Annotated in this window: 11 protein-coding genes; 5 read left to right on the plus strand and 6 right to left on the minus strand. The window is 62.0% G+C overall.

The genetic code is table 11. The annotated features are described in order from the left end of the window. Nucleotides 1-3: 3 nt before the first annotated feature. From P3S72_RS04720 to P3S72_RS04730, 3 genes are all read right to left on the minus strand, one after another. A complete protein-coding gene (locus tag P3S72_RS04720; RefSeq protein ID WP_276196453.1) occupies nt 4-969 on the minus strand; it encodes a DUF523 and DUF1722 domain-containing protein in 966 nt (321 codons plus the stop codon). A 112-nt stretch (nt 970-1081) separates the two neighbouring features. Beyond that, nucleotides 1082-1297 (minus strand): TIGR02450 family Trp-rich protein, encoded by a 216-nt coding sequence (locus P3S72_RS04725; RefSeq protein ID WP_247407973.1) that lies wholly within the window; start codon nt 1295-1297, stop codon nt 1082-1084. After that, on the minus strand, nt 1294-2280 hold the full coding sequence (locus tag P3S72_RS04730) for an NAD(P)/FAD-dependent oxidoreductase (RefSeq protein WP_276196454.1): 987 nt from the start codon (nt 2278-2280) through the stop codon (nt 1294-1296). The genes P3S72_RS04725 and P3S72_RS04730 overlap by 4 nt, the downstream gene beginning before the upstream one ends. A gap of 211 nt (nt 2281-2491) precedes the next feature. On the opposite strand from P3S72_RS04730, the gene P3S72_RS04735 reads away from it, so the two are divergent. Both P3S72_RS04735 and hemH read left to right on the plus strand, forming a co-directional pair. Next, nucleotides 2492-3391: a TIGR01777 family oxidoreductase gene (locus P3S72_RS04735; RefSeq protein ID WP_276196455.1), complete on the plus strand. Its 900-nt coding sequence runs from the start codon at nt 2492-2494 to the stop codon at nt 3389-3391. 14 nt (nt 3392-3405) lie between these two features. Further along, a complete protein-coding gene (hemH, locus tag P3S72_RS04740; RefSeq protein ID WP_276196456.1) occupies nt 3406-4431 on the plus strand; it encodes a ferrochelatase in 1026 nt (341 codons plus the stop codon). 145 nt (nt 4432-4576) lie between these two features. On the opposite strand, the gene algW is transcribed toward hemH, so the two are convergent. Continuing rightward, on the minus strand, nt 4577-5731 hold the full coding sequence (algW, locus tag P3S72_RS04745) for a Do family serine endopeptidase AlgW (RefSeq protein ID WP_247397884.1): 1155 nt from the start codon (nt 5729-5731) through the stop codon (nt 4577-4579). A 102-nt stretch (nt 5732-5833) separates the two neighbouring features. Here algW and P3S72_RS04750 point away from each other — a divergent pair, with 102 nt between their 5' ends. The 3 genes from P3S72_RS04750 (at nt 5834) to cysN (ending at nt 9701) form a co-directional block, all read left to right on the plus strand. After that, nucleotides 5834-6592 carry a Nif3-like dinuclear metal center hexameric protein gene (locus P3S72_RS04750; protein ID WP_247397886.1) on the plus strand — a complete coding sequence of 253 codons (759 nt, stop codon included), beginning with the start codon at nt 5834-5836 and terminating at the stop codon, nt 6590-6592. Nucleotides 6593-6875: 283 nt separating this feature from the next. Next, a complete protein-coding gene (gene cysD, locus P3S72_RS04755; RefSeq protein ID WP_010565604.1) occupies nt 6876-7793 on the plus strand; it encodes a sulfate adenylyltransferase subunit CysD in 918 nt (305 codons plus the stop codon). Between the two features lie 9 nt (nt 7794-7802). Continuing rightward, nucleotides 7803-9701 carry a sulfate adenylyltransferase subunit CysN gene (gene cysN / locus P3S72_RS04760; RefSeq protein ID WP_276196457.1) on the plus strand — a complete coding sequence of 633 codons (1899 nt, stop codon included), beginning with the start codon at nt 7803-7805 and terminating at the stop codon, nt 9699-9701. 177 nt (nt 9702-9878) lie between these two features. On the opposite strand, the gene P3S72_RS04765 is transcribed toward cysN, so the two are convergent. After that, complete coding sequence (locus P3S72_RS04765) at nt 9879-10778, minus strand: acyltransferase (protein ID WP_276196458.1); 900 nt, start codon at nt 10776-10778, stop codon at nt 9879-9881. After that, nucleotides 10779-12878 (minus strand): phosphate acetyltransferase, encoded by a 2100-nt coding sequence (gene pta / locus P3S72_RS04770; RefSeq protein WP_276196459.1) that lies wholly within the window; start codon nt 12876-12878, stop codon nt 10779-10781. Nucleotides 12879-12927: the final 49 nt, after the last annotated feature.

The raw sequence follows: 12927 nt of genomic DNA on the forward strand, positions 1-12927 counted from the left end.
GGTTTAGATCGCATTACGCAGGCTGAGATTTTCCGGGTGCGGCTGCAAGTAGGCCTGCTGCGCGATGTAGCGGTCCGGGTGGAGGCGAAAGTGGTGCTTGAGCAAGGTCAGCGGCACCACCAGCGGCACGATGCCTTGGCGGTATTGGCCGATCACGGTTTGCATTTCCTGCTTATCGTCGGCGCTGATGGCCTGCTTGAGGTAACCGCTGATGTGTTGCAGCACATTGGTGTGGGTGCCGCGGGTGGCGCACTTTTTCAGCCCGCTCATCAGCGCGCTGAAATAATCGGCGCCCAGCGCGTCGAGGTCCTCGCCCCTGGCCATGCTGCCGAGCAGGTTGCCGAGGCTTTTGTAATGCGCCGGGCTGTGGGCCATCAGCAGGTACTTGTAGCGCGCGTGAAAAGCCAGCAGGCGATGGCGGGTCAGGCCTTCGCCGAGCAATTGTTGCCAACTGGCGTAGACGAAGACGCGGGTCAGGAAGTTTTCCCGCAGCACCGGGTCATTCAGACGACCGTCTTCTTCCACGGGCAGGTTGGGGTGGCGTGCGCAAAAGGCCTGGGCGTAGATGCCACGCCCGCCGCCGTCCACCGGTGCGCCGTTTTCACGGTAGACCTTGACCCGTTCCAGGCCGCAGGACGGCGACTTTTGCATAAAGATGTAGCCGCTCAGGTCGGTGTGCTCGGCGGCCATCTTTTCGCCGTATTCGCCCAGCGGCGCAGTGACATTCAGTTCGCGATGCACGGTGCCGACGGCTTGAGGGGCTGCGGCATCGCCCACCAGGCGAATGGTTTCCCGAGGAATACCCAGGCCGATAGCCACTTCCGGGCACAACGGCAGAAAGTCGAAGTACTCGGCGAGCACTTCGCTGCAGAGTTGCGATTGCTTATGGCCGCCGTTAAAACGCACGTTCTCGCCCAGCAGGCAGGCGCTGATACCAATCTTCGGCTTGATGGACGTGGTGCTGGACATGGCCAAACCTCTGCAAGATTCCTGTACAAATAAATAACCGTGTACAGCTAAACATCATCATAGGTCTGATGCTGTACAAGTCAAATATTTTGTACAAGTATTTGCGTGAAGGCTATTTCCAGCCGATTCGCCAGTCCTCGGCGTTTTGCAGGGTTTGCCAGGGCAGGCGTTCACCGCGCTTGGTCATGACGGCTTGCAGCTCGATGTCGAGCACGGTGCCTTCTTCATCACAAAACAGTTCGGTGACCAGGAAGTGTTTTTCCTTGTTGCGCGGGTGTGCTGCTGTCCACTTCGACAGCAGCAATTTGGTCGGGTTGATGCGGTTCATTGCAGGTGCTCGATCAAGCGTCGCGCGGCTTCCTGGCCACTGAGCCAGGCACCTTCGACGCGGCCCGACAGGCACCAGTCGCCACAGACGTACAGGCCCAGGTCGGCGTCAGCCAGCACGCCGAATTCATGGGCGCTGGACGGTCGTGCGTAAAGCCAGCGGTGCGCCAGGCTGAACGAGGGCGCAGGCATCGCGCTGTGCAGCAGTTCGGCGAAGGCACCGTGCAGGTGCTCGATCACCGCTTCCTTGGACAGGTCCAGGTGCTCCTTGCTCCAGGCGCTGGTTGCGTGCAGCACCCAGGTGTCGAGGGAGGCGTCGCGCCCCGGTTTGCTGCGGTTGCGCGCCAGCCAATCGAGCGGGCTGTCTTGCACGAAGCAGCCTTCCATCGGAGTTTCCAGCGGCTTGTCGAAGGCCAGGGCGATGGCCCAGGTGGGGTCCATCTTCACGCCGGCGGCGGCACTTGCCAGCTTCGGTGCGTCGGCCAGTAGGGCGGTTGCTTGCGGGGCGGGGGTGGCGATGATGACGTGGCTGAACGGACCGTGGTTGCCGCCGTCGGCGTCCAGCAGGTTCCAGTGGTGTTTGCCTTGGAACACTTCGGTGATACGGCAGCCGAACTGCACCGGCAGGTCGTCGAGCAGGGCGCGGGTGATGGCGCTCATGCGCGGCGTGCCGACCCAGCGAATCTGTTCGTCGGGGGAGGGCGTGAGTTGGCCGGACTTGAAGTTATACAGCTGTGGCTTCCATTGCTCGGCCCAGCCGTTGCTTTGCCAGCGTTGCACTTCGTTGACAAAGCGCCGGTCGCGGGCGGTGAAGTACTGGGCGCCCATGTCCAGTGCGCCGGCGTCGCTGCGCTTGCTGGACATGCGGCCACCACTGCCGCGGCTTTTATCGAAGAGTTGTACAACGTGCCCGGCGTCTCGTAACGCTCGGGCGGCGGAGAGACCGGCGATGCCGGTGCCGATGATCGCGATGGGGACAGTCATGGGAGGCCTCGTTTTACCGTTGGGTACAGACTACGCCGACACCAATAGCTGTACAATATTGTTTTTTGGTATAAGTTTTGGCGTACCTGATCGTTTGGCATGACCTATGGTTAAAGCTGAGGCTTAAATCAATGTCACGCCCGATTACAAATGATCCCTGCATATAAAATAGACCAGTGATCGGTGGCGAACGTTACATGAGGAAGATCCCATGCACATTTTGCTGACCGGCGGTACCGGCCTGATCGGCCGTCAACTTTGCCAACATTGGCTGACGCAAGGGCATCGCCTGACGGTGTGGAGCCGTCACCCTGAACAGGTCGCCAGGTTGTGTGGCGATGCGGTGCGCGGTGTCGCCAGCCTGCAAGAGGTTATCGGCCCGGTGGACGCGGTCATTAATCTGGCCGGCGCGCCGATCGCCGATCGCCTCTGGACGCATAAACGCAAGGCGCTGCTGTGGAGCAGCCGCATCAGCCTGACCGAAACCCTGCTGGCGTGGCTGGAAAGCCTGGCGGAGAAACCGGCGGTGTTGATTTCGGGTTCTGCCGTGGGGTGGTACGGCGACGGCGGCGAGCGCGAGCTGACCGAAGCCAGCGGCCCGGTGCAGGACGACTTCCCCAGCCAGTTGTGTGTCGCCTGGGAAGAAACCGCCCAGCGCGCCGAAGCCCTGGGCATTCGCGTGGTGCTGGTGCGTACCGGGCTGGTGCTGGCGGCCGAGGGCGGCTTTTTGTCGCGGCTGTTGCTGCCGTTCAAGCTGGCACTGGGCGGGCCGATCGGTAGTGGTCGGCAGTGGATGCCGTGGGTGCATATCAACGATCAAATCGCGCTGATAGATTTTCTTCTGCACCAGCGCGACGCCAGCGGTCCCTATAATGCCTGCGCGCCGCACCCCGTGCGTAACCGCGAGTTTGCCAAGACGTTGGGCCAGGTGTTGCACCGCCCGGCGTTCATGCCCATGCCGGCCTTCGTGTTGAAGGTCGGGCTGGGTGAGTTGTCCGGCTTGTTGCTGGGCGGCCAGAAGGCTTTGCCCGAGCGCCTGTTGGCGGCCGGTTTCACTTTCCAGTTCACTGAGTTGAAGGCGGCCTTGGACGACTTGTCCGGCCGCCTCTAAAGATAGGATGTTGCATGACGGATCACGCGTTGTTACTGGTCAACCTGGGGTCACCGGCGTCTACTTCGGTGGCCGATGTGCGCAGCTACCTCAATCAGTTCCTGATGGACCCTTACGTGATCGACCTGCCGTGGCCGGTACGGCGCTTGTTGGTGTCGCTGATTCTGATCAAGCGCCCCGAGCAATCGGCCCATGCCTATGCTTCGATCTGGTGGGAAGAGGGCTCGCCGCTGGTGGTGCTCAGCCAGCGCCTGCAGCAGCAGATGACCGCGCAGTGGACCCAGGGCCCGGTGGAGCTGGCGATGCGTTATGGCGAGCCGTCCCTTGAAACGACCCTGATGCGCCTGGCCGCCCAGGGGATTCAGAAGGTCACCCTGGCGCCTTTGTACCCGCAGTTCGCCGACAGCACCGTGACCACGGTGATTGAAGAAGCCAGGCGGGTGGTGCGCGACAAGAAGCTCAAGGTGCAGTTCTCGATCCTGCAACCGTTCTACGATCAGCCGGAATACCTCGATGCGCTGGTGGCGAGCGTGCGGCCCTATGTGGAGCAGGACTACGATCACTTGCTCCTGAGTTTCCACGGCCTGCCCGAGCGTCATCTGACCAAGCTCGACCCTACCGGCGCGCATTGCTTCAAGGATGCCGATTGCTGCCGCAACGCCTCGCCGCAGGTGCTTGCCACGTGTTACCGCGCGCAGTGCTTCAGCGTCGCCCGCAACTTTGCCGAGCGCATGGGCCTGCCGGACGGCAAATGGTCGGTGGCGTTCCAGTCGCGCCTGGGCCGGGCGAAGTGGATCGAACCTTACACCGAGGCACGCCTGGACGCGTTGGCTCAGCAAGGCGTGAAAAAGCTGCTGGTGATGTGCCCGGCGTTCGTCGCCGACTGCATCGAGACGCTGGAAGAGATTGGCGATCGCGGGCGGGAGCAATTTCGCGCAGCGGGCGGCGAGGAGTTGGTGCTGGTGCCGTGCTTGAATGACAGCGAGCACTGGGCGGTGGCGCTTAACACCCTGTGTGAGCGCGCGCCGGTGGCACTGTAAGGTGGGAGGGGCTTGCTGCCGATAGCGGCCTGTCAGGCACTGGATGAGGTGACTGTTGTACCGCTATCGGGGGCAAGCCCCCTCCCACAGGTGAAGGTTCAGGGCCACGGTGACGTTGTCTGTGCCGTTGTAATGCGCCAGCAGGTTATTCTTCTTCCTTCACCGGCGCAGGCGGTGGGCGCAGGCCGATTTCCGCCGAAAGATTGAGCTCTTTACCGTTGCGCATCACCTGGATCGTGACCTTGTCGGTCGGCTTGATCCGCGCCACTTGGTTCATTGACTTGCGGCCATCACCGGCCGGTTCGCCGTCGATGTTGAGGATCACATCCCCCAATTGCAGGCCGGCTTTCTGTGCCGGGCCATCGCGGAAGATCCCGGCGACCACGATGCCCGGGCGCCCGGTCAGGCCAAACGACTCGGCCAGTTCCTTGGTCAGCGGCTGCACTTCGATCCCCAGCCAGCCGCGGATCACCTGGCCGTGCTCGACGATCGACTTCATCACTTCCATCGCCAGCTTGACCGGGATCGCAAAACCGATGCCCTGGGAGCCGCCGGACTTGGAGAAAATCGCCGTATTGATGCCGGTCAGGTTGCCGTTGGCATCCACCAGTGCACCGCCGGAGTTGCCGGGGTTGATCGCGGCGTCGGTCTGGATGAAGTCTTCGTAGCTGTTGAGGCCCAACTGGTTACGCCCGGTGGCGCTGATGATGCCCATGGTGACTGTCTGGCCGACGCCGAACGGGTTGCCGATGGCCAGCGCGACATCGCCGACCCGCAGTCCTTCGGAGCGGCCGATGGTGATGGCGGGCAGGCTTTTCAGGTCGATCTTCAACACCGCGAGGTCGGTTTCCGGGTCGCTGCCGACGACGCGAGCCAGGGTTTCGCGGCCGTCGCGCAGGGCCACTACAATCTGGTCGGCACCGGTGGTCACGTGGTTGTTGGTGAGGATGTAGCCTTCCGGGCTCATGATCACCCCGGACCCCAGGCTCGATTCCATGCGCCGCTGCTTGGGACTGTTGTCGCCGAAATAGCGGCGGAACTGCGGGTCTTCGAACAGCGGATGCGCCGGCTTGTTGATGACCTTGGTGGTGTACAGGTTGACCACCGCAGGTGCCGCGATGACCACGGCGTCGGCATAGGTCACCGGGCCTTGCACCACCGCGTTGGTTTGCGGGGCCTGTTGCAGGTTCACATCAAGGCTCGGTAAGCCCACCCACTGGGGGAAACGCTGAATAATCAACATCGCGATCAGCACGCCAGCCAGCAATGGCCATCCAAAAAAACGCAGTGCCTTGAGCATCAAGTAAGTCCTGACAGGTTGCAGGGGGCGGGAGAGCGCCCATAATGTCGCGCATTATACGAGGCTGCGAGCGCCTCGGAACGGGATATTTAGGAGTCTTTTATGGCCGTTGCTTTGAGCACCCTCGTCGAGGAAGCGGACCGCTACCTTGGCAGCGCAAAAATTGCCGATTACTGCCCCAACGGCCTGCAGGTCGAGGGGCGCCCGCAGGTGATGCGCATCGTCAGCGGCGTCACCGCCAGCCAGGCATTGCTGGACGCCGCCGTTGAAGCCCAGGCCGATCTGGTGTTGGTCCACCACGGTTATTTCTGGAAGGGCGAAAACCCGTGCATCACCGGCATGAAGCAGCGCCGCCTGAAGACCCTGCTCAAGCACGACATCAGCCTGCTGGCCTACCACCTGCCGCTGGACCTGCACGCCGAGGTCGGCAACAACGTCCAGCTGGCTCGGCAGTTGGACATCACCGTCGAAGGCCCGCTGGACCCGGCCGACCTCAAGATCGTCGGCCTGGTCGGCTCCCTCGCCGAACCGCTGTCGCCGCGTGACTTCGCCCACCGCGTGCAGAGCGTCTTGGGGCGCGAGCCGCTGTTGATCGAAGGCAGCCAGATGATCCGCCGCGTCGGCTGGTGTACCGGTGGTGGCCAGGGCTACATCGACCAGGCGATTGCGGCCGGCGTCGACCTTTACCTGAGCGGCGAAGCCTCCGAGCAGACCTTCCACAGCGCCCGCGAAAACGACATCAGCTTTGTCGCCGCCGGCCATCACGCCACCGAGCGTTACGGGGTGCAGGCATTGGGCGATTACCTGGCGCGGCGTTTCGCCCTGGAGCATTTGTTTATCGATTGCCCCAACCCGATCTAACGAACACCTCCAATAACTGTGAGAGGGGGCTTGCTCCCGATAGCGTTGGTTCAGTCAATGAATGCGTTGAATGGCACACTGCAATCGGGAGCAAGTCGAATCGTCGCACCGCCACTCCCACATTTGACCGCGTTCGGCCGGCCATCGCCGCCAAACCTCGGGGCATATCCATATACCGTTTCGATCTAGCTGGCGCCCTGAATAGAAGCAGGTGCTGTGCTAGCATGCCTCGCTCGAACACGGCCCGCTGGCCGTCCATAAGATCGTTTTTCCGTGAGTAGCCATGGTCGACAAACTGACGCATCTGAAACAGCTGGAGGCGGAAAGCATCCACATCATCCGCGAGGTCGCCGCCGAGTTCGACAACCCGGTGATGCTCTACTCGATCGGTAAAGACTCCGCCGTGATGCTGCACCTGGCGCGCAAGGCGTTCTTCCCGGGCAAGCTGCCGTTCCCGGTGATGCATGTCGACACCCAGTGGAAATTCCAGGAGATGTACACGTTCCGCGACCGCATGGTTGAAGAACTCGGCCTGGACCTGATCACCCACGTCAACCCGGACGGTGTGGCGCAGGGCATCAACCCGTTCACCCACGGCAGCGCCAAGCACACCGACATCATGAAGACCGAAGGCCTCAAGCAGGCTTTGGACAAGTATGGTTTCGACGCCGCGTTCGGCGGTGCCCGTCGCGATGAAGAAAAGTCCCGCGCCAAAGAGCGCGTGTACTCGTTCCGCGACAGCAAGCACCGCTGGGACCCGAAAAACCAGCGCCCGGAGCTGTGGAACGTCTACAACGGCAACGTCAACAAGGGCGAGTCGATCCGTGTGTTCCCGCTGTCCAACTGGACCGAGCTGGACATCTGGCAGTACATCTACCTGGAAGGCATCCCGATCGTACCGCTGTACTTCGCCGCCGAGCGCGATGTGATCGAGAAGAACGGCACGTTGATCATGATCGACGACGACCGCATCCTCGAGCACCTGTCCGACGAAGACAAAGCCCGAATCGTCAAAAAGAAAGTACGTTTCCGTACCCTTGGCTGCTACCCGTTGACGGGCGCGGTGGAGTCCGAAGCCGAGACGCTGACGGACATCATTCAGGAAATGCTCCTGACGCGAACTTCCGAGCGCCAGGGCCGGGTCATTGACCACGATGGTGCCGGCTCGATGGAAGATAAAAAACGTCAAGGCTATTTCTAAGGGGCTGTCATGTCGCATCAATCTGATTTGATCAGCGAGGACATCCTCGCCTACCTGGGCCAGCACGAGCGCAAGGAAATGTTGCGCTTCCTGACCTGTGGCAACGTCGACGACGGCAAGAGCACCCTGATCGGGCGCCTGCTGCACGACTCCAAGATGATCTACGAAGATCACCTGGAAGCCATCACCCGCGATTCGAAGAAGGTCGGCACCACCGGTGACGACATCGACCTGGCGTTGCTGGTCGACGGCCTGCAGGCCGAGCGTGAGCAGGGCATCACCATCGATGTCGCCTACCGCTACTTCTCCACCGCCAAGCGTAAATTCATCATCGCCGACACCCCTGGCCATGAGCAGTACACCCGCAACATGGCCACCGGTGCCTCTACCTGTGACCTGGCGATCATCCTGGTCGACGCGCGCTACGGCGTGCAGACCCAGACCCGTCGCCACAGCTTCATTGCCTCGTTGCTGGGCATCAAGCACATCGTGGTCGCCATCAACAAGATGGACCTCAATGGTTTCGACGAAGGTGTGTTCGAGCAGATCAAGGCCGACTACCTGAAGTTCGCCGACGGCATCGCCTTCAAGCCGAGCACCATGGCGTTCGTACCGATGTCGGCGCTCAAGGGCGACAACGTGGTGAACAAGAGCGAGCGTTCGCCGTGGTACACCGGCCAGTCGCTGATGGAGATCCTCGAGACCGTCGAGATCGCCAACGACCGCAACTACACCGACCTGCGTTTCCCGGTGCAGTACGTCAACCGTCCGAACCTGAACTTCCGCGGTTTTGCCGGCACCCTGGCCAGCGGCATCGTCCATAAGGGCGACGAAGTCGTGGTGTTGCCGTCGGGCAAGAGCAGCCGCGTCAAATCCATCGTCACCTTCGACGGTGAACTGGAGCACGCAGGCCCAGGCCAGGCCGTGACCCTGACCATGGAAGACGAGATCGACATCTCCCGTGGCGACCTGTTGGTGCATGCCGATAACATGCCGCAAGTGACCGACGCCTTTGACGCCATGCTGGTGTGGATGGCCGAAGAACCGATGCTGCCGGGCAAGAAATACGACATCAAGCGCGCCACCAGCTACGTGCCGGGTTCCATCACCAGCATCGTGCATCGTGTGGACGTGAACACCCTGGCCGAAGGCCCGGCAAGTTCGCTGCAGTTGAACGAGATCGGCCGGGTCAAGGTCAGCCTCGATGCCGCCGTCGCCCTGGACGGTTACGCGAGCAACCGCACCACCGGCGCGTTCATCGTCATCGACCGCTTGACCAATGGCACCGTGGCTGCGGGCATGATCATCGCGCCGCCGGTTGTCCACGGCAGCGCCGCGCAGCACGGCAAGTTGGCGCATGTGGCCACCGAAGAGCGTGCCCAGCGTTTCGGCCAACAGCCGGCAACCGTGTTGTTCAGCGGCCTGTCGGGCGCCGGTAAAAGCACCTTAGCCTACGCGGTTGAGCGCAAGTTGTTCGACATGGGCCGTGCAGTGTTTGTACTCGATGGCCAGAACCTGCGTCACGACCTGAACAAAGGGTTGCCGCAGGACCGTGTCGGGCGTACCGAGAACTGGCGTCGTGCGGCTCATGTCGCACGCCAGTTCAACGAAGCCGGCCTGCTGACCCTGGCCGCGTTCGTTGCGCCGGATGCCGAAGGGCGTGAACAGGCCAAGGCGCTGATCGGTGCCGATCGCTTGCTGACGGTCTACGTGCAGGCTTCACCGCTGGTGTGCGCCGAGCGTGATCCGCAAGGCTTGTACGCGGCCGGTGGGGATAACATCCCTGGCGAGTCCTTCCCATACGACGTGCCGTTGAATGCCGATCTGGTGATCGACACCCAGGCCCTGTCGCTGGAAGACAGCGTCAAGCAAGTGCTGGAGCTGTTGCGTCAGCGTGGGGCGATCTAAACCTCGCGGCCACAAAAAAAGCCCGCCACCGAGTGATCGGTGGCGGGCTTTTTTACATTCTCAAGATCGGGCTTGGTCAAATGTGAGAGGGGGCTTGCTCCCGATTGCAGAGTGTCAGTCACTGCATCGGGTGACTGAAGCACCGCTATCGGGGGCAAGCCCCCTCCCACATTTTGATCAGTGGCGGTCTGGATAATCTGTGTGAAGTTGGCTGAGAAGCGCATCCTTCTCTTCCCACAACCGATTGATCCAGCCCTGGAACGCCAATCGATATTCCCCATCCTGCTCATAATTCTTGCCAATGAACTCAGGCGGGATCGGCACTTCTTCGAACCGCACCACCACGTCCTGCACATTCCCGCACAACAAGTCCCAGTAGCCGGGGCGCCCGGCGGGGTAGTGGATGGTCACATTGACCAATGACTTCAACTGCTCACCCATGGCATCCAGCACAAACGCAATACCGCCGGCCTTGGGCTTGAGCAAGTAGCGAAAGGGCGAGTTCTGCTGCGCATGCTTGCCCGGCGTAAAGCGCGTGCCTTCGGCAAAGTTGAAAATGCCCACCGGGTTCGCGCGAAACTTCGCGCAGGTCTTGCGGGTGGTTTCCAGGTCCTTGCCTTTTTTCTCCGGGTGTTTTTCCAGGTAGGCCTTGGAGTAGCGCTTCATGAACGGAAAGCCCAATGCCCACCAGGCCAGGCCGATCACCGGGACCCAGATCAGCTCCTGCTTGAGAAAGAATTTCAGCGGGCGAATCCGTCGATTGAGCACGTATTGCAGCACCATGATGTCGACCCAGCTCTGGTGGTTGCTGGTCACCAGATAAGAGTGCTGGTAGTCCAGCCCTTCCAGGCCTTTAAGGTGCCAGCGGGTGCGCCGCACCAGGTTCATCCACGCGTTGTTGTTGCTGATCCAGGCTTCATGGGTGTGGTTCATTAGCCATTCGCTGAAACGCTTGGCGAACGGCAGTGCCTTGAACAGCGCGACGATGAACAGGAACGAACACAGCAGGATCGTGTTCAGCGCCAACAGCAACGACGCGATCACCCCGCGCACGGCGGCAGGTAGAAAATCCAGCATTTAGATCTCCATAGGTCGGTTGGCGGCTTGGATCGCGGTCAGCGCGATGGTGTACACAATGTCGTCGACCTGGGCGCCGCGCGGCAGGTCGTTCACTGGTTTGCGCAGGCCCTGGAGCATCGGCCCCAGGCTGACGCAATCGGCGCTGCGTTGCACCGCCTTGTGGGTGGTGTTGCCGGTGTTCAGGTCGGGGAATACGAAGACCGTGGCCTTGCCCGCCACCAGGCTGTTGGGTGCCAGTTGCCGGGCGACGGTTTCGTTGGCGGCGGCATCGTATTGCAACGGGCCGTCGATCAGCAGCGAGCTTTGCTGTTCATGGGCGAGCAGGGTGGCTTCGCGGACTTTTTCCACTTCTTCGCCGCTGGCCGATTCACCGCTGGAATAGCTGATCATCGCCACCCGTGGCGTAATGCCGAACGCCGCCGCCGAGTCGGCGCTTTGCAGGGCGATTTCCGCCAGTTCGGCGGCGCTCGGGTGCGGGTTCATCACACAGTCGCCGTACACCAGCACCTGTTCGGGGAACAGCATGAAGAACACCGACGACACCAGGGTGCAGCCCGGCGCGGTCTTGATCAGTTGCAGGGCCGGGCGGATGGTATTCGCGGTGGAGTGGATAACCCCGGAGACCAGGCCGTCGACTTCATCGAGCGCGAGCATCATGGTGGCGATCACCACGGTGTCTTCAAGTTGCTGTTCGGCCATCGGCGCGTTGAGGCTCTTGCTCTTGCGCAACGCGACCATCGGTTCGACATAACGCTCGCGGATCAGGTCCGGGTCGAGAATTTCCAGGCCTTCGGGCAATTCGATGCCGTGGGCGCGGGCGACCGCTTCCACGTCCGTCGGCTTGGCCAGTAACACGCAGCGGGCAATGCCGCGGGCCTGGCAGATCGCGGCGGCTTGCACGGTCAACGGCTCGCTGCCTTCGGGCAAGACGATGCGCTTGTTGGCGGCCTGGGCGCGCTGGATCAACTGGTAGCGGAACACCGCCGGTGACAGGCGCATCTCCCGTGGCGTGCCGCAGCGTTGGTGCAGCCAGCGCGCATCGAGGTGGCTGGCGACGAAATCGGTGATGATCTCGGCGCGCTCGCGGTCATCGATGGGGATTTCCTTGTTCAGGCTGTTGAGCAGGTTCGCTGTCTCGTAGGAGCCGGTACTTACCGACAGCACCGGCAGCCCGGCCTGAAAGGCGCCTCGGCAGAGGTCCATGATGCGCGGGTCGGGCAGGGTGTCGCTGGTCAGCAGCAGGCCGGCCAGGGGTACGCCGTTGATCGCGGCCAGGCTGACGGCGAGGATGATGTCGTCGCGGTCCCCCGGTGTCACTACCAGCACGCCCGGCTTGAGCAGTTCCACGGTGTTGCGCATGGTGCGGGCGCAGATGATGATTTTGGTCATGCGCCGGGTTTCATAATCACCGGCGTTGAGGATCTGCGCGCCCATCAGGTCGGCGACGTCGCGGGTACGCGGCGCATTGAGTTCGGGCTGGAAAGGAATGCAGCCGAGCAGGCGGAAATCCCCGCTGCGCAGCAACGGCGAATGCTCCTTGAGGCGCGCCGAAAAGGCTTCCATGCTTTCATCGGTGCGCACCTTGTTGAGGATCACACCGAGCACTTTCGGGTCTTTCGGGCCGCCGAACAGCTGGGCCTGCAGTTCCACGCGGCCGGAGAGTTCGGTGAGCACTTCGTTTTCCGGCGCCGAGACCAGGATCACTTCCGCGTCCAGGCTCTTGGCCAGGTGCAGGTTGACCCGCGCCGCATAGCTGGCGCTGCGGGTCGGCACCATGCCTTCGACGATCAGCACGTCCTTGCCCACGGCGGCCTGCTGATACAGGGTGATGATTTCTTCGAGCAACTCGTCGAGCTGGCCGTCGCCGAGCATCCGCTCGACATGGGCCAGGCCCAGAGGCTGCGGCGGTTTGAGGCCATGGGTGCGAGCGATCAGCTCGGTGGAGCGTTCGGGGCCGGTGTCGCCGGGGTGCGGCTGGGCAATCGGTTTGAAGAAGCCGACTTTCAGCCCGGCACGTTCAAGGGTGCGCACCAGCCCAAGGCTGATGGAGGTCAGACCCACACCAAAATCGGTGGGCGCGATAAAAAAAGTCTGCATGCGAATTCTCTGGAGGTGCATGGCTTCGGTGGCGCTCTATGGTTGAGTG

Origin of the sequence: Pseudomonas sp. D3 (assembly GCF_029320995.1) — a bacterium.
Lineage (GTDB): Bacteria > Pseudomonadota > Gammaproteobacteria > Pseudomonadales > Pseudomonadaceae > Aquipseudomonas > Aquipseudomonas paraveronii.